Origin of the sequence: Tsukamurella pseudospumae, from assembly GCF_001575205.1 — a bacterium.
GTDB lineage: Bacteria > Actinomycetota > Actinomycetes > Mycobacteriales > Mycobacteriaceae > Tsukamurella > Tsukamurella pseudospumae.
Window position 1 is genome coordinate 1 of sequence record NZ_LSRE01000010.1, and the last position, 19,485, is coordinate 19,485.

The following is a 19,485-nucleotide window of genomic DNA, read 5'->3' on the forward strand; positions in this document are numbered from 1 at the left end:
GGCCGGAGCCTTCTTGGCGGGGGCCTTCGCCGCGGTCTTCTTCGCGGCGGTGGTCTTGGCCGGAGCCTTCTTGGCGGGGGCCTTCGCCGCGGTCTTCTTCGCGGCGGTGGTCTTGGCCGGAGCCTTCTTGGCGGGGGCCTTCGCCGCGGTCTTCTTCGCGGCGGTGGTCTTGGCCGGAGCCTTCTTGGCGGGGGCCTTCGCCGCCGTCTTCTTCGCGGCGGTCGCCTTGGTGACCTTGGCAGGAGCCTTCTTCGCGGCGGCCTTGGTCGCGGTGGCCTTGGCGGCCGCCTTCTTCGCGGCGGCCTTCTTCGCGGGCGCGGCCTTCGTCGCGGTCGCGGAGCTGCGACGTACGGCGGGGCCCGAGGACGGCAGCTTGGCCGAACCCGAGATCACGGCCTTGAACTGCGCGCCCGGGCGGAAGGCGGGGACCGAGGTGGGCTTGACCTTGACGGTCTCGCCGGTGCGCGGGTTGCGGGCGACACGGGCGGCGCGCTTGCGCTGCTCGAAGACGCCGAACCCGGTGATGGTGACGGACTCACCCGCGTGCACGGCACGGACGATCGTGTCGACGATCGCCTCGACGGCTGCGCCGGCGGCGCGGCGGTCGGTGCCCAGCTTCTCGGTGAGCTCTTCGATCAGTTCTGCCTTGTTCATGAACAACTTCCCTCTGCGGTCGGTGGCTCACCGCTGAGCCAACTAGGGACACCGTAAACGCACAATTGCATTTCATCCAAGAGCCACGCCACATTTGATGGCGGGTGTGTCGGAAAGACAAGCGGCGGCACCGGTTCGATCCGGTGCCGCCGCCGGCCTCTCGAGAAGCTAGATCGTGACGGGTTTGTATGCAGGCCTGCGGCTTTCGAAATCCGAGATCGCGTCAGCCTGCTGCAAGGTGATGCCGATGTCGTCCAGACCGGCCATCAGGCGGTGCCGGACCGGGTCATCGATCGTGAAGGGAACTACCAAGTCTCCGGCGGAGACCGTCCGGTCCTCGAGGTCGACGGTGATCTCGAGCCCCGGGTCGTTCTCGAGGGCCTTCCAGAGCAGCTCGACGTTCTCCTGCTCCACGAGCGCGGCCACGAGACCGGCTTTGCCCGAATTCCCCCGGAAGATGTCTGCGAACCGCGACGAGATGACGACCCGGAAGCCGTAATCCATCAGCGCCCAGACCGCGTGCTCGCGCGAGCTGCCCGTGCCGAAGTCCGGGCCCGCCACCAGGACCGAGCCGTGGTCGTACGGCGGGGTGTTGAGGATGAAGTTCGGATCGGTGCGCCACGCCGAGAACAGGCCGTCCTCGAATCCGGTCCGGGTCACGCGCTTGAGGTAGACCGCTGGAATGATCTGGTCGGTGTCGACATTGGTGCGGCGCAGCGGGACACCGATGCCGGTATGGGTGACGATGGCTTCCATCTTCTACTCTCCTTCGACTACGGGCGGGCGTTGGCGCCGGCGACGGGGGCCAGATCGGCCGGGGCGGACAGGGTGCCGCGGACGGCGGTCGCCGCCGCGACGGCCGGAGAGACCAGGTGCGTGCGGCTGCCCTTGCCCTGGCGTCCCTCGAAGTTCCGGTTCGACGTGGACGCCGACCGCTCGCCGGCAGCGAGCTGATCGGGGTTCATGCCGAGGCACATCGAGCAGCCCGCCTGGCGCCACTCCGCGCCGGCGTCGAGGAAGACCTGCCCCAGCCCCTCCTCCTCGGCCTGCGCGCGCACCCGCATGGAGCCCGGTACCACCAGCATTCGGACACCGTCGGCGACCTTGCGCCCGCGAAGGATCTCGGCGACGGCGCGCAGGTCCTCGATCCGGCCGTTGGTGCACGACCCGACGAAGACCGCGTCGACCGCGATGTCGCGCAGTGGCGTGCCGGCCTCGAGACCCATGTACTGCAGGGCCTTCGCCGCCGTCTCCTTCTCACCGTCCGAGCCGAAGGACTCCGGATCGGGGACCGAGGCGCTCAGGGGCGCACCCTGCCCCGGATTGGTGCCCCAGGTGACGAACGGGGTCAGGGCGCTGCCGTCGATGTCGACCTCGGCGTCGAAGGTCGCTCCCTCGTCCGTGCGCAGGGCGTCCCACGCCTCGATCGCGGCGTCCCAGTCGGCACCCTTCGGTGCGTGCTGGCGGCCCTCGAGGTAGTCGTAGGTGATCCGGTCGGGGGCGATCAGGCCGGCCCGGGCGCCCGCCTCGATCGACATGTTGCAGATGGTCATCCGCGCTTCCATCGACAGCTTCTCGATCGCGCTCCCGCGGTACTCCAGGACGTAGCCCTGACCACCGCCGGTGCCGATCTTGGCGATGATGGCCAGGATCAGGTCCTTCGAGGTGACGCCCGGCTGCAGCTCACCGGTGACGTTGATCGCCATCGTCTTGAAGGGCTTGAGCGGCAGGGTCTGCGTGGCGAGCACGTGCTCGACCTCGGAGGTGCCGATACCCATGGCGATCGCACCGAAGGCACCGTGCGTGGAGGTGTGGCTGTCGCCGCACACCACCGTCATCCCGGGCTGGGTCAGGCCCAGCTGCGGGCCCATGACGTGGACGATGCCCTGCTCGCCGTCGCCCATCGAGTGCAGGCGCACACCGAACTCGGCGCAGTTGCGGCGCAGCGTCTCGACCTGCGTGCGCGAGACCTCGTCGGCGATCGGCTGGACCAGCGTGTCCGTGGGCACGTTGTGGTCCTCGGTCGCGATGGTCAGGTCGGGACGGCGCACCGGGCGACCGGCCAGCCGCAGACCGTCGAAGGCCTGGGGGCTGGTCACCTCGTGCACGAGGTGCAGGTCGATGTAGATGAGATCGGGCTCGCGCGAAGCGCCCTCACCCTCCCCCTTGACGACGACGTGCTGGTCCCAGACCTTCTCTGCCATTGTCCGCGGCTGCATGATTCCCACCTGCTCCATGATCGGGCCCCGACGGTGAGCGCGGGCTGCGCGTTGAATCCCACCATGCGAGAGCCTAGTATCGAACTATGGGACACGATACCGCACCGACCGACGCCCCCGAAAGTCTCACCCCGGTGAGCGGCATCGGCGTGCTGGACAAGTCGGTCGCCGTGCTGCGCGCCGCCGCCGCGGAGCCCGCGACGCTGGCCGACCTGTGCGGCCGCACCGGCCTGCCGCGGGCCACGGCGCACCGTCTGGCCGTGGGGCTCGAGCTGCACGGATTGCTCACCCGGGACGGCGACGGCCTGTGGCGCCCCGGATCCGCGCTGCGCGAGCTCGCGGCCAGCACCGCCGACGCCTTGATCGACACCGCCGCCATGGTCCTGCCCCGCCTGCGGGAGATCACTGGGGAATCGGTGCAGCTCTACCGCCGCGAAGGCGATCACCGCGTGTGCATCGCGGCCGCCGAGCCGCCCTCCGGCCTGCGGGACACGGTACCCGTGGGCTCGCGGCTGCCGATGACGGCGGGGTCCGGCGCGAAGGTGTTGGCCGCCTGGGGCGATCCGCGCAGCGAATCGTCCTTCAGCGAGCGCACGCTTGCGGACATCCGCAAGCGGGGGTGGGCACAGAGCGCCGGCGAGCGCGAGAGCGGCGTCGCCAGCGTCTCCGCGCCCGTGCGCAATCCCCGCGGCGAGGTGGTCGCGGCGATCTCGGTGTCCGGCCCGATCGATCGCATGGGGCGGCGCCCCGGCGCGCGCTGGGCGGCGGATCTGCTCCAGGCTGCCGAGGCGCTGCAGCGCCGGATCTGACGGGGCCCGACCCGACCGGGCCGGATCCGATTGCCGCTATGCGGCCACGATCACCCGGCAGCGGACGGCGGCACCGTCGACCTCGAGGACCGCGCCGACCCTGCTCGACGTGTCCGCCATCCGGGCGGCGCGGTGGGCGATGACGGCCTCGGCGACCACGGGCCAGGCGTCGTGCCGGATGGCGCGGCGCACGGACCGCGCGCCGTAGACCGGATCGAAACCGGTGTCCACCAGGTGCTTCGCGACCGCGGCGTCGATGCTCAGGTCCACGCCGCGCTTGCGCGCCCGCTCGGCGAACATGTCCAGTTCGTGCCGTGCGACGGCCAGCGCGGTGTCACCGGAGAGCTCCTCGAAGAGCGTGACCTCGTCGATCCGGTTGAGGAACTCGGGGTCGAAGAAGCGCGCGATCGACTGCTCGGAGATGCGGTCCAGGCGCCCCTCGAGGATCCGGTCCACACGCTCGGACGCCGCCGCGGGGAGGACCCGCGTCACCGAGCGCCCGGCGCGGTGCCACGGGCGCTCCTGCTCGGCCCGCAGCTCGCGGCTGCCGAGGTTGGAGGTCATGAACACCAGGCAGTTGCGGAAGTCGTAGCGCTGCTGGCCGTTCGCGAGCGTCAGCTGCCCGCGGTCGAGAACGTGCAGCAGTGCCCGCAGGACCGTCGTGTGCGCCTTCTCGACCTCGTCGAACAGGACGATCCCCGGCATGGAGACGGTGCCCTCGATGCGATCCCTGTCGAAGACGCTCAGGCCCTCCTTGGAGCCCGAATAGCCCGGTGGCGCACCGGCGAAGGACGCCGCGTAGTGCTCCTGCGCCATCGCGGACATGTCCACCTGACAGAAGTCGTCCGGGCCGGTCCGCAGCGCGGAGGCGAGTTGCCGAACGATCTCCGTCTTGCCGGTACCCGTCGGGCCGACGAGCAGATGACTCGCCAGGGGGCGCGTCTTATCGGTGAGGCCGGCCTGCACGACGGAGAGGGTCTTGAAGATCGACTCGATCGCGTGGTCCTGTCCGAAGACGTTGGCGCGCAGCTGCGCCAGGATCCGCGCCGCATCGACCCGCCCCACCGCCGCCTTCGCGAACTCGGCGTCGGTGGGACGGGACTCGGAGGAGCCGGACGCCCGGCCGCCGATGTCGACTCCCTCGGCGGCCAGGCGATCGGTGATGAAGGGCACGGTTACGCCTCGTGCGTCTTCTCGGTGGGGATGGTGCCGACGGGGCACTCGGCCACGCCGATCGTGTCGCGCGTGAAGGACTCGACCTGCTCGCGGGCGGCCTCGGCGTCGGTGACCCACAGCTTGTAGAAGTCGAAGGGGCACTCCGCGACACCCTTGTCCCCCTCGCCGGCGGCGTGGATGCCCGTGTAACCGCGGTGCAGGATCTTGAACAGGTGATTCTGCGACTGGTCGTGCTTGCGCGCGTCCCGGATCGTCGAGACCGAGAGCTGCGCGTACTGGATGCCGTACTCCTCCTCCCCCGTCTCACCGAGCGTGCGGCCGTCGAACCCGATGATCGACGAGTGGCCGAAATACGAGTAGACACCGTCGAACCCGGCGGCGTTCGCCACCGCGACATAGCAGTTGTTCGCCCAGGCCATGGCCTTGGCCATCAGCACCTGCTGCTCCTTCGCGGGATACATGTAGCCCTGGCAGCGGACGATGAGCTCGGCACCCTTCATCGCGCAGTCGCGCCAGATCTCGGGGTAGTTGCCGTCGTCGCACACGATGAGCGACACCTTGAGTCCCTTCGGGCCGTCCACGACATAGGTCGAGCTGCCGGGGTACCAGCCCTCGATCGGGGCCCACGGGATGATCTTGCGGTACTTCTGCACGATCTCGCCCTGATCGTTGATGAGGATGAGGGTGTTGTAGGGCGGCTTGTTCGGGTGGTCCTCGTGCTGCTCGCCGGTGATCGAGAAGACGCCCCAGGTGCCGGCCTTGCGGCAGGCGTCGGAGAAGATCTTCGTCTCCTCACCGGGAACGGCCGCGGCGGTGGCGTACATCTCGTCGGGGTCGTACATGATCCCCTGCGTCGAGTACTCGGGGAAGATCACGAGATCCATGCCCGGCAGGCCGGACTTCATGCCGACGACCATCTCGGCGATCTTGTGGCAGTTCTCGAGGACCTCCTCCCGGGTGTGCAGGCGGGGCATCTTGTAGTTGACGACGGCGACGCCGACGGTGTCCGGGCTCGAGGAGATGTCTCCGTGACGCATGAGAGGTGCCTTTCGTTGATTTCCGTTGCGATCGAGGGATTTACGCGTTGCCGGGAGCGGGCATGGGCAGCTGCGGCATGACCTTGGCGCCGACGGCGCTCACCACGACCAGGGCGACTGCGATGACTGCGGCCCACATCGCTGCGGTGCCGCTGGTGGGCCAGTTGCCGCGCCACATCAGGAGCGCGGGCACGGTGCACGTCAGGTGCGAGCCGATGAGGATCAGCCACCCGGTGAACGGCGACAGGGCGGCGACGCCGCACGCCAGGATGAGGAAGAACATCAGCCACATGAGCGCCCACACGAACCAGATCACCCCGAACACGGGGTCCGCGGCGAAGGAGAAGCAGCCGAACACGATCGCCATGGCGGCCACGAAGATCGAGTACCACCCGAGGCCGCGGCCGTCGTTGCCCATGAGGTTGTTGATGCCGACGAACAGGTAGGTGAAGCCGAACAGGTAGCTCGACCCCGCCCCGAAGATCCCGTGGAGGTCACCGTCGGCGGCGACGACGGCCAGCGTCGGGAGGACGACCTGCATCGCGCCGACGAAGAGGTTGAACACGCCCGCCTCGCGGGCGGAGATCGCCCCGAGGAACCAGGCCCCGTTGACGAACAGCACGGCTCCGACGAAGAGCAATCCGATTGTGGTCATCGCGACTCCCGATTTATTACCGATTCGGCACTATCTCTGATCGGTAGTATTCGCGCGCCGTGCGGCGCGTGTCAGCGGAATCGGCGAAAAACTTTGTCGAGAAGAGTCAGGAGAGGCGGGCGACGAGGGCTTCCCACACGTCACGGCCGGTGTCCGAGATCGACAGAAGAACGCTGCGACGGTCACCCGGGGCCGGGCGACGGTACGCCAGGTTGCGTTCGACGAGGCGGTCGACCAGCCGGGTGGTGGACGACGGGGTGGTGCCCGTGCGGGCCGCCAGCTCCCCGACGGTGGCGCCCTCGACCGCTGCGAGCAGGCGCAGGGCACGGAAGTGCTCGACGGTGAGATCGTGCTCGGCGAGTGCGGGCGTGAGAACGTTCATGACGAGATCGTCGGCGTCGCACACCGCCTCGAAGGCGGTGCGGCCCGGCGCCTCGGTGAGCTCCATCCGCCCGCTCATGTCCACCTCCGGAACGTCCACAGTGCCATTGCAATACGGCAGTACTGTACCGCGAATCGACGCATGCGGGGAGCGGCTCGGCGTACGCTGGCGTTCGACCGCCCGGTCCATGGTGCCGGCACGTGCGATGAGCGGACGTCAGTGATGAGCGAATACACCGTGGGGCTGCTCTACCCTCGGCGTGGCCCCGCGGGTCTGTTCGGCCCGTCGTGCCTGAGCTGCACCACTCTCGCCGCGGACGACATCAACACCCGGGGCGGGATTCTGGGCCGCGAGCTGACGGTGCGCCCGATCGATTCCGCGACGGGCGTCGACAATGTCACGCGTGAGGTCGAAACCCTTCTGGCCGCGGGCGAGATCGACGCGATCGTCGGCTGGCACACCTCCGACGTACGGCGGGCCCTCTCGGCGCGCCTGGATCTGCGGGTCCCGTACGTCTACACGGCGCTCTACGAGGGCGGGGAGTCGACGGCGGGCGTCTTCCTCACCGGTGAGACCCCGGAGGCGCAGATCCGGCCGGCGCTCGAGTGGCTGCGGCGCGAGCGCGGGGTCGGCCGATGGTGGATCGTGGGCAGCGACTACCTGTGGGCGCGCGACAGCGCGAAGGCGTGCGCGCGGTTCGCGCGCGGACTGGGCCATGACATCGTCGGCGCCGCGTTCGTACCGGTCGGCACCGACGACTTCTCCACGGTGATCTCGGACATCGCGCGTTCCGGGGCCGACGGGGTACTGATGCTGCTGCTGGGCCAGGACGCGGTCGAGTTCAATCGGGCCTTCGCCGCCGCCGGGCTCGACGGCGCCTTCATCCGGTACTCGCCGCTGATGGACGAACACATGCTCATGGCCTCGGGCGCCGAGGCCACGGGTGACCTGTTCGCCTCCGCCGGATACTTCGACTCGGTGGTGACCTCCGAGTCGATGGAGTTCGGCGCGCACTACTTCGGGCGGTTCGGACCGGACGCGATCACGCCCACGTCGATGGGCGAGTCCTGCTTCGAGGGCATGCTGCTCTTGGAGTCGCTGCTCACCACCGCGCGCAGCACCGACGTGCGCGACATCATGGCCGGTGTCGAGCGCGTGCGCTACGACGGTGCCCGGGGCACCATGGGGCTCCGTAACGGCCACACCCGGCAGACCATGTACCTGGCGCAGGCCGAGGGCTGCGACTTCGACGTGATCGATCAACTCTGACGAGCGCGGCACCCCGTCAGCTCCGTCGGGCAGTGCTGAGCTCCGCGAAGTCCGGTGCGGTCGCGTAGAGATTCTCCAGAACGGGAGGGTCGACGGTGCCCCGCGCATCACCGGGGAGTCGCAGTATCCGGCGCACCTGGTCGACCCAACGCCGCTCGTTCGGGTTGATCGCCCGCTGCGCCGCTCCCCGCTCGATCCGCACGTCGTACGCGCGGCCCGATCTCGCATCGACGGTCGGGGCCATGGTCCGCCATCCGCCCACGAAGACCGGCTCGGTCCCGGGACGCCGCCGCGACCACACGCCGCGGATGATCGCAAGCGCGTTGATGATCCGGTATCCGGGCCCCAGAGAGTCGTGTTCGACCGGGCCGGTGCTGCAGATCCCCGGCTCGAGCCGGGACCAGTCGAACCGGAGGCCGGGGTAGTCGTCGTAGTCCTCCGGCCGGATCGGGAGCCCCGGCCGCACCGACTCGCGCAGCCGCCCCCGCTGCGCCGCCTCGCCGATCATCCAGAACAGGGCACGATCGGAGTAGTAGCTGTTCTCGTAGCCCCCGCCCACGTCGAGGTGGACCCCGTCGAACCACACCTGCCGGATGTCCCTGTGCTCCCCGCCCCACAGACAGGGCGTGAAGATCCGCCGCCGCTCGGCGAGCGCCAGCGCCTGCCGCGCACGGCACACCTTCGGGGTGAGGTCGACGTTGTGGAACCGGTACTTCGCCCGGCCGATACCCGGGACACCGAGCGCGCCGACCGTGTCGAACACGCCGAGCGTGTCGATCACGACGGTGCCGGGATCGTGGCAGTACCCGCGCTGCTCGTCGAGGGCGGCCCGATGTCCGGGCGGCGCGGCGGTGTTCGGCGCGGGTCGGCTGCGGTAGAGCGCCATCGCCGCGGGCAGGCGGTCCTTCGCCAGGCCGTCCGGGCGCAGGAGCCCGGCGTAGTCGATCATCCCGACCAGGCTACGAGCGGTGTAGGCGCCCCTGCTGAATCCGAACACCGAGATCCGGTCGCCCGGCGCGTAGTTGAGTGCCAGGAAGTAGTAGCAGTCGAGGATGTTGTCATCGAGTCCGATGCCGACGGCCCCCGCCAGCAGCCGCTCCATCCGGCTCCCCGCGGACCCGACTCCGCGTTGGTAGAAGACGATCTGCGGTGCACCGTCGTGCCCGACGGGCGCGACCGAGCGGGCGATCTTCTCCACGTTGGACACGTACCGGCTGTCGGACCGCTGCCACGTGCCGTCGCAACAGATCACGAGCGTCCTCGGGCCTCGGGCGGTGTTCATGGTCCGACCGTACGAAGGGCTCGCGGCGAGGTCACGAGTACCGCGCTACTCGAGTCGGCCCGGACTGCGGCGGGCGCCGGTGAGGGCGTCGGCGAGGCCCGCGCGATCAGTCGCATCGACCTTCGCGCACGCGCGGTAGATGTGGCCCTCCACCGTCCGTACGGACAGGAACAGGCGGTCCGCGATCTGCTTGTTCGAGAGGCCCGCGGCGATCAGGTTGGCGATCTCCCGCTCCCGGGAGGTCAGCGGCAGCGGGTGCGACGCCTCCGCGAGTGCGGGGGTCCGTAGGCCGCCGCAGGCCGCGGCCAGACGGTCCGCCGTCGCCGCCGAGGCGTGCACTGCGCCGCGCTCCCCCGCCCGGTCGTGCGCCCCCGCGGCCGCGGCCGCGGCGTCCGCCGCGGAGGGTAGGACGCCGATCCGCTCGAACTCGGCGGCGCAGGCATCGAGCTCGGCACCGTCCCGCTGCGTCATCGCGCGGGCGCAGCGGGCGTACACCGGGATGAGGACACCGTCGATCCGATCGGCCAGCTGCTCGAGCCGTTCGGCGATGTCGGGCTCCGCGTCCCCGAGCCGGGTCACGGTGTGCAGCGCCTCGGCCTCGATGGCGAACTGACCGTGGGCGGCCGCCCGCGTCGCGGCCTCGCGGCACGTCGCGATCGCGAGGGAGACGGTGCCCGCCGCGGCCTGCTGCCACGCCCGGGCGATCGCGAGCTGGTGGTCGAACACCGCTACGTTGTCGCCGAAGTGACTGCGGGCGTCGGCCATCGCGGCCGCGGCCGCAGCGGCGTCCCCGAGCGCGGCACGGGCCTGCGCCAGCTGGAAACGCGCCGGGAACACCCAGGACACGTCCGGCCGGTCACGTACCGTCGCGAGCGTCTGCTCGGACTGCTGCACCACCCCGGCGAAGCCACCCCGGGCGAGTTCGACCGCGCTGACGTGGATGCCGGCGAGCGCCCACGCCAGGAATTGGCCCGCGGAACGGAACTCGACGTACCGCTGCGCGGCCTCGTTCGCCCGCTCGAAGGCGCCCGTGAGGGTGAGCGCGAGGATCTCGCCGTACCCGGCGGGGAAGCGGAGCACGCCGTCGGTGTGCCTCTCGGCCTCGCGGCCGCGAGCCGCGAGGGTGGCGACCTCGTCACCGCGCCCGGACAGGGCGCGCGCGAATCCTCCTGCGAAGACGGCCCATTCGACCGCCCATGGCGTGGCGTCGGGCGACCCCATCACCCGATCGGACAACTCGAGGGCGCGCGGCAGATCGTCCGCGAAGGCCGCGCACGCCGCTCCGATCCCGTCCACGATCAGCGCGAGCATCGGCGTGTCGATGCGCTCGCGAAGGAGGCCGAGGACCCGATCCGCCGCGGGCACGTCGCCCACGGCCCAGAACAGGTTCCCGATCCGCTGCGCTCCCCAGAGCACGAGTTGGACCTGGTCCAGCCTGTCGGGGTCGAAGGCCCGGAGTACGCGATCGGATTCGACCGCCTCGCCCCGCCACATCAGCGCGCGGGCGAGCAGGCAGGCCGCAGGCAGACCGGCACCGCCGTCCAGCGCCGCTCGCGCGAACCGCTCCCCCATCGGGACGTCTCCCAGCATCAACGCGTCGCGGGCGGCGTCGCACAACAGGCCGGCGTCGAGGTCCTCGTCGCTGTCGAGTGCCAGCTCCGCCAGGCGGATCCGGTCCGACGCCGACGTGATCGCACGGTCCCCGAGGGCCTTGACCAGGTGACCGCGGAGACGCCGGGAGGAGGCGAACCCGAGGCGGCGGCGGATCACCTCCGAGAACAACGGATGCGCGTAGTGCACGGACAGCGTGCGGCCCTCCCGGCCGATCCGGATCAGCCCCTCCGCCTCCGCCTTCTCCACGGCGTCGTCGCCGCCGAGGTCGGCCAGCACGTCGAGGTCGATCGGCTCGCACAGCGTCAGCAGTTTGAGGACGTGGAGGACGTCGTCGTCGAGATGGTCGACCCGCCCCTCGAGCAGCGACGCCAGCTCCGAGGTGATCGCCGCCCGCCCGCGCATCTGCCAGACCCCGTCGACCTCCCGCAGCGCGCCGGATTCGAGGGCGCCCTGCACGAGGTGTTTGAGGTACAGGGCGTTCCCGCCGGACGCCTCCCACATCAGGCGCGCGGAGAGACCCTCCAACCGGCCGCCGACGGCGGCCTCGACCAACTCGACGCTCTGCTCGAGGGTGAAGGGCTCGAGCGTGATCCGGACGACGTGCCCGTCCTTCCACAGGCTCGTGATGGCGTCCGGCACCGATTCCCCGCTGCGCACGGTCGCGATGAGGTGGACCGCGCGATCGATAGCGAGCTGGTGCAGCAGGGTCGCGGACAGCTCGTCCAGCAGATGCGCGTCGTCGATGCCGACCACCATGTGCCCGTCCGCCAGCAGCGATTCGCGGGCCGCGGACAGGTAGGTGACGGGATCGGTCGCGGTGGCCGGGCCGACGAGGTGGGCGAACACCCCGAGGGGGATGCTCCGCGCGGACTCCGTCCCGGCGACCCACCGCACCCGCAGATGCGATTCGGCGGCGACCGACCGCGCCAGCGTCGTCTTCCCGACCCCGGCGGCGCCCGTCAGGATCACTCCGCAGCCCGCCGAATCCGCTTCGAGCGCGGCGCGCACGTCCCCGAACTCACGCCCACGCTCGACGATCCGGAACCGCTCCCGCATGAACTCACATTCTAGTACCGAACGGGCCTCGAAGGCTCCGTCGAGAGGCGTCCGGATTTCCTGGCGGAGAAGTTCATTCGCGTACTAAGGGTCGGAAACTCGATCTTCGTCATCGCACGGTGCCGGCACGTGCCGTGCACGCCGCCCGCAGCGCGGAATCGGGTAGCGCGCTACTCGTGATCCCGGGGACGGCGACGATGAGACTTCTCCTCGAGTCACCGTATCCGCCCGGCGAACACCACCGGCTCGGCGACCTCCCACCTCGAAGGAGCGTTCCATGTCCGATTTCGTCTTCTGCGCCCGCGGCACCGGCGAACCGTACGCGGGGAACATGCTCGACAACGTCGTCGGCCGGCTGCGGGACGTGACCGTGGAGCAGGTCGTGCACAGCGCCTCGATCAGCCTGGACAACGCCGCCCGGGACCCGCTGGCACCGTCGGGCGACAACAGCGCGACCCAGATCGTGAACTGGCTCCGCACCCGGATCGCGGCCCTCCACCCCGGGGACCGGGACATCGTGCTGGGCTACTCGCTCGGGGCCGTCGGCGTGATCCGGTGGCTGAAGACGAGCCCCGACACCCGAGGGTGCCTCATGGTCGGCACCATCGCCGATCCCAGTCGGCGCGGCGGCGTGTCCTACGGCATGCCGATCGCAACGGACCGCAGCGGCATCTACTCGACGAGCGGCACCGGCACGGTCCCCCATGACCAGCGTTCACCGGTGCCGCTCATCGAGATCGCCAGTCCCGGCGACGTGATGACCTCCTGCCCTGCGGTCTCACCCCTGCACGCCTTCGCGGGGCCGGTGATGGCCTTCACGCTGACCGACCCGAACGCGCTCATCGCACAGCTGGTGGACGACGGGATCGAGGACGTGGTCTCCGATCTCGCGAACGTCGGGCACTGGTTCGAGCCGGGCTGGTGGTCCTGGCCGGCGGACCTCGCCGGCTTCGCGAGCGGAGCGCACACCACCGCGTACGGCCTGCCCATGTGGCGCGACAGCGCGAACCGGCCCGTCTCCGGGATCGATCTGCTGGCCCGCGTGTGCAGTTGGAAGCAGTCGGTGATGCCGGTATGAGCGCCTACACGCCCGACCAGGTCGCCGCCGCGTTCATCGTGGAGGGTCTCCGCTCCGGTGTCTCGGAACGCGGCATCGTCATCTGCCTCGCGACCGGACTGGTCGAATCGAACCTCACCGTCTACGCCAACCCCGCGGACCCGGAGTCGCTCGCCGAACCCCACGACGCCGTGGGGTCGGACGCCAACAGCGTCGGCCCGCTGCAGCAGCGGGCGCCGTGGTGGGGATCCAGCGCGCGGGAGCGCATGAACCCCACGCTGAGCTCGAGGCTGTTCTACCGGGCCCTGCGCGCGCTGCCCTACGACTCGCCCGCGCACTCCCCCGGCTGGTACGCCCAGCAGGTGCAACGGTCGGCCTTCCCGGACCGCTACGACCGGCGCATCACCGAGGCGCAGGCGATCTACGACCGCCTCGCCCCTACCATCTCCGTGGCCGCCGCCTCCGCACCGTCCCCCTCCCCGCAGAACGGATCCGCCATGACCACCGCACCCACCTACACCGAACTCGACCGCATGGGCGACTCCCGGTCCGGCCGCAAAGGCGCCCGCATCCGCAACTTCCTCCTGCACACCGAGGAGGGCACGAGCACCGCGGAACGACTCGCCGCCTACTGCAACGACGCGACGCACAGCGCCAGCTACCACTACACGGTGCGCGACGGCGTCGTCTGCGATCTGGTGGACACCGACTTCGCCTCGTGGAGCGTGCTCAGCGCGAACCCGTACACGATCAATCTGTGCTTCGCCGGGAGCAGCGCCGGGTGGACCCGTTCCGACTGGCTCGACCGCGGCGACGACATCCGCATCGCCGCCTGGCTCGCGGTCGCCGACGCACGCAAGTACGGCTTCGCGACCGACGTGATCACACCGCCCTACCGCGTCGCGGACGGCATCAGCGATCACTGCTACGTGACGCGGGCGCTCGGCATCGGCTCGCACACCGACGTGGGCGACGGCTTCCCGTGGGACTTCTTCGCAGCCGCCGTGGCGGAGTTCACGACCGGCACCGCGCCCGTGGGAGCGCCTCGCGTCCAGGGCGATCCGGCCGAGTCTCAGGCCGAGTCGGCGATCGCGGGGGCCGCGTCCCGGGCCGACGGGTGGATCGGCGAGCGGACCGATCCCGCGATCATCGCCTGCCCCGACGGCCGCGGCCGGTTCGCGATGTACGACCACGGCCGCGTCTACTGGACCGCGGCCACCGGTGCCCACCCGATCCCCACGCGACTGCTCGAGTCCTACACCGCCTACGAGCGGGAGGCCGGGCCGCTCGGCTACCCGGTGGTCGACCACACGAACCTCCCGGACGGCCAGGTCGAGGCCTTCGAACGGGGCGTGCTGTACCGCCGCACCGACGCCGCGGAGGGCTTCTTCGTCACCGGCCGGATCGGCGACCGGTGGGCCCGCGACGGGTACGAGAAGGGACCACTCGGCTGGCCCGTCTCCGCGCAGGCGGCGGCCGCCGACGGGAGCGTGCACCAGGACTTCCAGCACGGGCGGATGTACTGGTCCCCGACCGGCACCACCGTCGTCGGCGCGGCGGACGCCGCGGCGATCGCCTGACACCGCCGGTCACCGACCCGCGGTCCTCCGAACCCCTCCAGAACACCAGGTGGACAACATGAACGACATCAGAAGCCGGATCTTCCGGCGCCGGATCCCCGAGTCGGCCCGGCGAGCCGTGTACACCGTCGCCGGCCCGCTCATCACGATTCTCGCCGCGGGCGGGATCATCTCCACGAGCCACGCCGCGGCGTGGACCTCCCTCGTCCTCGCGATCGTCACGCTGGTGATCGCCGTCGTCAACGGAGAGGCCGGCTGGCGGAACGCCGTGTACGTCCTGACCGGGACCCTACAGGCCCTGCTGCAGGGCTACGGGATCGGCACCGATGCGGTCTGGGCGTCGGTCTCGGGCCTCGTCGTCGCCCTGCTGGGCATCGGGCTGGCCGCTGCGTTCACGCCGTCGGGCCTCACCGCCGAGGCCGCCGCACCGCCCGCCGCTGAGCCGGTCGTCGCGCCCCCGACCCGGCTGACCGTCGTCGGCACCGCGTGACGCCGGGCGATCGGGACCAGGCGCCGGGCCGGGGCGCACCGCGCGCCGACGACGGGGACGGCCCGGAAAACGACGAAGGCCCGGATCGTGAGATCCGGGCCTTCGTCCTACGTACCCCCGATGGGATTCGAACCCACGCTACCGCCGTGAGAGGGCGGCGTCCTAGGCCGCTAGACGACGGGGGCCAGAACTGGTGCTGCCGCGCCGAGGCGCCGCAGCAGTTCGATGAAGGTAACACAGCACCTGCACCGAAACGTACCCCCGATGGGATTCGAACCCACGCTACCGCCGTGAGAGGGCGGCGTCCTAGGCCGCTAGACGACGGGGGCTAGGACACGCCCCCACTCGCGCGGGGGCGTTGTCACGCTGGCCTACCAGGACTCGAACCTAGAACAACTGAACCAGAATCAGCCGTGTTGCCAATTACACCATAGGCCATTGGCTCTTCTCGAGGCCGTCTCCGACCTCGTTTTGAGCCGCGGTCAAGCTTACCCAGCCGCACTGGGAACGCCAAATCGCCAGGTCATCCCCTACTGGGGCGTGGCACCGTCCGCCGGCACCAGGGTGCGCGCGGAGGCCAGGCGACCGAGGGTCCGCTCCCGCCCGAGCAGCTCCAGCGACTCGAACAGGGGCGGGCTGATCGGCGAGCCGGTGACGCCCACCCGGATCGGCGCGTAGGCCTTGCGGGGCTTGAGCTCCAGCTCGTCGATCAGTGTGCTCTTGAGCGCGTCCTCGATCGACTCGGTGGTCCAGTCCGTGACGCCGGCGAGCGCCTCCGAGGCGGCGTCCAGCACCTGCCCCGCGTCGGCCTTGATGTTCTTGGCCGCTGCCGCGTCGTCGACCCGGAACTCGGCCTCGTCGACATAGAGGAACTTCAGCAGGTCCCACGCGTCCGAGAGGACCACGATACGGGTCTGCACGAGCTCCGCCACGGTCGGGAACTCCGGGCCGAGGCGGGCACCGTCGACGAAGCCCCGCTCGACGAGGAAGGACCGCAGGCGGGCCTCGAAGTCCGCCGGCGTGAGCAGCCGGATGTGCTCGGCGTTGATCGCGTCGGCCTTCTTCTGGTCGAACCGGGCCGGGTTGGAGTTCACCCGGTGCACGTCGAACGCGGCGATCATCTCATCGAGGCTGAACACGTCGTTATCGGCGGAGATGCCCCAGCCGAGCAGCGCGAGGTAGTTGAGCAGCCCCTCCGGAATGAAGCCGCGGTCGCGGTGATGGAACAGGTTGGACTCGGGGTCGCGCTTGGAGAGCTTCTTATTGCCCTCCCCCATCACGAAGGGCAGGTGCCCGAACTCGGGCGTCCGCTCCGCGACGCCGATCGCCACCAGCGCCTCGTACAGCGCGAGCTGCCGCGGCGTGGAGCTGAGCAGGTCCTCGCCGCGCAGGACGTGCGTGATCTTCATCATCGCGTCGTCGACGGGGTTGACCAGGGTGTACAGCGGGTCGCCGTTCGCGCGGGTGAGGGCGAAGTCGGGGACGCTGCCCGCGGCGAAGGTGGTCTCGCCGCGCACCATGTCGTTCCAGGTGAAGTCGTGGTCGGGCATGCGCAGGCGCACGACGGGGCTGCGGCCCCCGGCGAGGTAGGCGGCCTTCTGCTCCGCCGTGAGGTCGCGATCGAAGTTGTCGTAGCCCAGCTTCGGGTTGCGGCCGGCGGCGACGTGCCGCGCCTCCACCTCCTCCGGGGTCGAGAAGGCCTCGTAGGCGTAGCCGCCCTCGACAAGGCGCCGCACGACGTCCAGGTGCAGATCCTTGCGTTCCGACTGCCGGTACGGCCCGTACGGCCCGCCAACCTCGGGCCCCTCGTCCCAGTCCAGGCCGAGCCAGCGCAGCGATTCGAGGATCGCGGCGTAGCTCTCCTCGCTGTCTCGGGCGGCGTCGGTGTCCTCGATCCGGAAGACGAAGGTGCCGCCGGTGTGTCGCGCGTGGGCGAAGTTGAACAGCGCGGTGCGCACCATGCCGACGTGCGGCGTGCCGGTGGGCGACGGGCAGAAGCGCACGCGCACGGGCGCGTTCGACGGTGCGGGGGTCGAGTCAGTCACGCCGTCCAGCGTAGTCGGCGCGCCTATCGGTCCTCGGCGAGGCTGGTGAGCGTGCCGATGCCCTCGACGGTGACCGCCACGTGCTGCCCGGCGGTGATCGGGCCGACGCCCTCCGGCGTGCCGGTGAGGATCACATCGCCCGGCAACAGGGTCATCACGGACGAGATCCACTCGACGATGTCGCCGATGGAGTGGATCATCAGCGAGGTGCGGGAGTCCTGCTTGATCTGGCCGTCGAGCTCGGTGTAGATCCGCGCGTCCGACGGGTCGAACTCCGTCTCGATCCACGGGCCGAGCGGGCAGAACGTGTCGTAGCCCTTGCCGCGCGTCCACTGACCGTCGTGCTGCTGCTGATCGCGCGCGGTGACATCGTTCGCGACGGTGTACCCCAGGATCACGTCCTTCGCGCGCGCGGCCGGCACGTCGCGGCAGGGCTGGCCGATCACGACGGCGAGCTCGCCCTCGTAGTCCACCTGCTGCGAGCTGCGGGGCAGCTTGATCGGCGCGAGCGGGCCGATGATCGAGGTGTTGGGCTTGATGAAGATCACCGGATCCTTGGGCGCCTCGCCGCCCATCTCCGCCGCGTGCGCCGCGTAGTTCTTGCCGATGCAGACCACCTTGCTGGCGAGGATCGGCGCGAGCAGGCGCACGTCGTCCAGCGCCCAGCTACGGCCGGTGAACTCCGGTGTGCCGAAAGGATGCTCGGAGATCTCGCGGGCCCGAGCACCATCCTCCGGGTCACCCTCGATGGCCGCGAACGCGACCCCGTCACTGCTGGCGATTCGTGCAAGGCGCATACGGCAAGCCTACCGGTCGACGGCAATACTTCGACCAGCTAGGCTTCATCTCACAATGTAAGCTACGCGTTCCACTGATTGGGATTCATATGGAGATGTCAGCCGCCCGCCGCTGGTGGATCCTGGTGGTGTCGATGACCGCCGCGATCACCACGACCGCCGCCGTGAACGCCGCCGCGTTCCTCATCCCGCAGCTCATCCGCAGCGGCCTCCCGGTGCAGAGTGCGGGCCTGTTCGCCGCAGCGGCGCCCGCGGGCCTGCTGCTCACGACGATCCTGTGGGGCGCCCTCATCGACCGGTACGGCGAGCGGCGGGTCCTGCTGATCAGCATGGCGGGGGCAGCAATCGCGCTGGCGGCCACCGTCGCGTCGTTCGCGACGCGCGCCCCGCTGTACCTATCGGCGATCGGCCTCTTCTTCGCCTCCGCGATGGCCGCCAGCGGGAACGGCGCGAGCGGCCGGATCGTGGTCGGCTGGTTCCCCGCATCCAGCCGCGGCACCGCCATGGGGATCAGGCAGACCTCGCAACCCCTGGGCATCGCGATCCTGTCGCTCACGATGCCGTTGCTGGCCAATCGCATCGGCCTCACCGCGGCGATGACGGTCCCACTGATCGTGGCCGTCGTGTCCCTGATCCTGGTGTGGGTGTTCATCATCGACCCGCCCCGCCCCGAGGCCGGGCCGGCGGCGACCGCGGCGCAGGTGAACCCCTACCGGGAGGACTCCTTCCTCGTCCGTATCCACGCCGTGTCGCTGCTCCTGGTCCTGCCGCAGGGCGCGATCTGGACCTGGGGCATCACGTGGCTGATCGTCGGCCTGCACTGGGCGCCGGCGACGGCGGGTCTCCTGATCTCGGTGAGCCAGCTGTTCGGCGCCCTCGGACGGATCGCCGCGGGCGCATGGTCGGACCGACTGGGATCGCGCACCGCCCCGATCCGGTGGATCGCACTGGCGGCCGCCGCAGCGGTGGGCGGACTGGGCGCGCTCGCCGCGATCGGCTCCCCTGTCGCAGTGGTGGTGTTCCTGATCGCCTCAGTGGTCACCGTCGCCGATAACGGGCTGGCCTTCACCGCCATCGCCGAGAAGGCCGGCCCGTTCTACAGCGGTCGCGCGCTGGGCATCCAGAACACCGGACAGTTCGTCGCCACGACCGCGGCCGGGCCGATCCTGGGTGCCCTGATCCACGCGACGAGCTTCGGCGCCGCCTTCGCGATCGTGGCCCTGGCGCCGCTGCTCGCCTATCCGCTCGTCCCCTCCGACGCGAAGCCCGCGGACCTGCCGGAGGCGGCACCGTCGACCCCCTGAAAGTGACTTAACAGCGTTAGCCCATAGAGAACCCGCAGGTGGAGATATGGGCTAACGCT

The 19,485-nt window shown here is 70.3% G+C and carries 17 protein-coding genes and 3 tRNA genes; 6 read left to right on the top strand and 14 right to left on the bottom strand.

Going from position 1 to position 19,485, the window contains the following annotated elements:
* The 3 genes from AXK61_RS07345 to leuC all read right to left on the bottom strand — a co-directional run.
* The coding region (locus tag AXK61_RS07345) for an HU family DNA-binding protein (RefSeq protein ID WP_068744535.1) at positions 1 to 654 on the bottom strand (654 nt) is incomplete at its 3' end.
* 168 nt (positions 655 to 822) lie between these two features.
* Positions 823 to 1,410 carry a 3-isopropylmalate dehydratase small subunit gene (leuD, locus tag AXK61_RS07350; RefSeq protein ID WP_068572317.1) on the bottom strand — a complete coding sequence of 196 codons (588 nt, stop codon included), beginning with the start codon at positions 1,408 to 1,410 and terminating at the stop codon, positions 823 to 825.
* Positions 1,411 to 1,427: 17 nt separating this feature from the next.
* Positions 1,428 to 2,873, bottom strand: a complete 1,446-nt coding sequence (gene leuC / locus AXK61_RS07355) for a 3-isopropylmalate dehydratase large subunit (RefSeq protein WP_139057987.1) — start codon at positions 2,871 to 2,873, stop codon at positions 1,428 to 1,430.
* 86 nt (positions 2,874 to 2,959) lie between these two features.
* Between leuC and AXK61_RS07360 the strand changes: the two genes are divergently transcribed.
* Positions 2,960 to 3,682 (top strand): IclR family transcriptional regulator, encoded by a 723-nt coding sequence (locus tag AXK61_RS07360; protein ID WP_068572313.1) that lies wholly within the window; start codon positions 2,960 to 2,962, stop codon positions 3,680 to 3,682.
* Between the two features lie 36 nt (positions 3,683 to 3,718).
* Here the strand turns inward: AXK61_RS07360 and AXK61_RS07365 are convergent, their stop codons facing one another.
* From AXK61_RS07365 to AXK61_RS07380, 4 genes are all read right to left on the bottom strand, one after another.
* On the bottom strand, positions 3,719 to 4,855 hold the full coding sequence (locus AXK61_RS07365; RefSeq protein WP_068572311.1) for an AAA family ATPase: 1,137 nt from the start codon (positions 4,853 to 4,855) through the stop codon (positions 3,719 to 3,721).
* Between the two features lie 2 nt (positions 4,856 to 4,857).
* Entirely contained in the window at positions 4,858 to 5,895 is a 1,038-nt protein-coding gene (locus AXK61_RS07370) for an aliphatic amidase (protein WP_068744536.1), read from the bottom strand.
* A gap of 40 nt (positions 5,896 to 5,935) precedes the next feature.
* A complete protein-coding gene (locus AXK61_RS07375) occupies positions 5,936 to 6,550 on the bottom strand; it encodes an AmiS/UreI family transporter (RefSeq protein ID WP_068744537.1) in 615 nt (204 codons plus the stop codon).
* Positions 6,551 to 6,656: 106 nt separating this feature from the next.
* Complete coding sequence (locus AXK61_RS07380; RefSeq protein WP_068572306.1) at positions 6,657 to 7,031, bottom strand: MarR family transcriptional regulator; 375 nt, start codon at positions 7,029 to 7,031, stop codon at positions 6,657 to 6,659.
* 123 nt (positions 7,032 to 7,154) lie between these two features.
* Here AXK61_RS07380 and AXK61_RS07385 point away from each other — a divergent pair, with 123 nt between their 5' ends.
* A complete protein-coding gene (locus AXK61_RS07385; protein ID WP_068572301.1) occupies positions 7,155 to 8,201 on the top strand; it encodes a substrate-binding domain-containing protein in 1,047 nt (348 codons plus the stop codon).
* A gap of 16 nt (positions 8,202 to 8,217) precedes the next feature.
* Here AXK61_RS07385 and AXK61_RS07390 read toward each other — a convergent pair whose 3' ends face one another.
* Positions 8,218 to 9,483 (bottom strand): DUF2235 domain-containing protein, encoded by a 1,266-nt coding sequence (locus AXK61_RS07390; RefSeq protein ID WP_068744539.1) that lies wholly within the window; start codon positions 9,481 to 9,483, stop codon positions 8,218 to 8,220.
* A gap of 45 nt (positions 9,484 to 9,528) precedes the next feature.
* Positions 9,529 to 12,153 (bottom strand): helix-turn-helix transcriptional regulator, encoded by a 2,625-nt coding sequence (locus AXK61_RS07395; RefSeq protein WP_068572292.1) that lies wholly within the window; start codon positions 12,151 to 12,153, stop codon positions 9,529 to 9,531.
* A 277-nt stretch (positions 12,154 to 12,430) separates the two neighbouring features.
* On the opposite strand from AXK61_RS07395, the gene AXK61_RS07400 reads away from it, so the two are divergent.
* From AXK61_RS07400 to AXK61_RS07410, 3 genes are read left to right on the top strand one after another with little or no spacing between them, the layout of a single operon-like run.
* Positions 12,431 to 13,231, top strand: coding sequence for a hypothetical protein (locus tag AXK61_RS07400; protein WP_068572290.1), 801 nt, complete (start codon positions 12,431 to 12,433; stop codon positions 13,229 to 13,231).
* Positions 13,228 to 14,790: an N-acetylmuramoyl-L-alanine amidase gene (locus tag AXK61_RS07405; RefSeq protein WP_068572288.1), complete on the top strand. Its 1,563-nt coding sequence runs from the start codon at positions 13,228 to 13,230 to the stop codon at positions 14,788 to 14,790. Before AXK61_RS07400 ends, AXK61_RS07405 begins: the two co-directional genes overlap by 4 nt.
* A 58-nt stretch (positions 14,791 to 14,848) precedes the next feature.
* On the top strand, positions 14,849 to 15,280 hold the full coding sequence (locus AXK61_RS07410; RefSeq protein WP_139057985.1) for a phage holin: 432 nt from the start codon (positions 14,849 to 14,851) through the stop codon (positions 15,278 to 15,280).
* Positions 15,281 to 15,392: 112 nt separating this feature from the next.
* On the opposite strand, the gene AXK61_RS07415 is transcribed toward AXK61_RS07410, so the two are convergent.
* From AXK61_RS07415 to AXK61_RS07435, 5 genes are all read right to left on the bottom strand, one after another.
* Positions 15,393 to 15,465, bottom strand: a tRNA-Glu gene (locus AXK61_RS07415).
* A 71-nt stretch (positions 15,466 to 15,536) separates the two neighbouring features.
* Positions 15,537 to 15,609: transfer RNA gene (locus tag AXK61_RS07420), tRNA-Glu, on the bottom strand.
* A gap of 37 nt (positions 15,610 to 15,646) precedes the next feature.
* Positions 15,647 to 15,718 (bottom strand) — tRNA-Gln (locus AXK61_RS07425).
* Positions 15,719 to 15,810: 92 nt separating this feature from the next.
* The gene (gene gltX / locus AXK61_RS07430) at positions 15,811 to 17,325 is read right to left on the bottom strand and encodes a glutamate--tRNA ligase (RefSeq protein WP_068744541.1); all 1,515 of its coding nucleotides are present in this window, start codon (positions 17,323 to 17,325) and stop codon (positions 15,811 to 15,813) included.
* A gap of 23 nt (positions 17,326 to 17,348) precedes the next feature.
* Positions 17,349 to 18,122: a fumarylacetoacetate hydrolase family protein gene (locus tag AXK61_RS07435; protein ID WP_068744543.1), complete on the bottom strand. Its 774-nt coding sequence runs from the start codon at positions 18,120 to 18,122 to the stop codon at positions 17,349 to 17,351.
* A gap of 89 nt (positions 18,123 to 18,211) precedes the next feature.
* Between AXK61_RS07435 and AXK61_RS07440 the strand changes: the two genes are divergently transcribed.
* Complete coding sequence (locus AXK61_RS07440) at positions 18,212 to 19,426, top strand: MFS transporter (protein ID WP_068744546.1); 1,215 nt, start codon at positions 18,212 to 18,214, stop codon at positions 19,424 to 19,426.
* Positions 19,427 to 19,485: the final 59 nt, after the last annotated feature.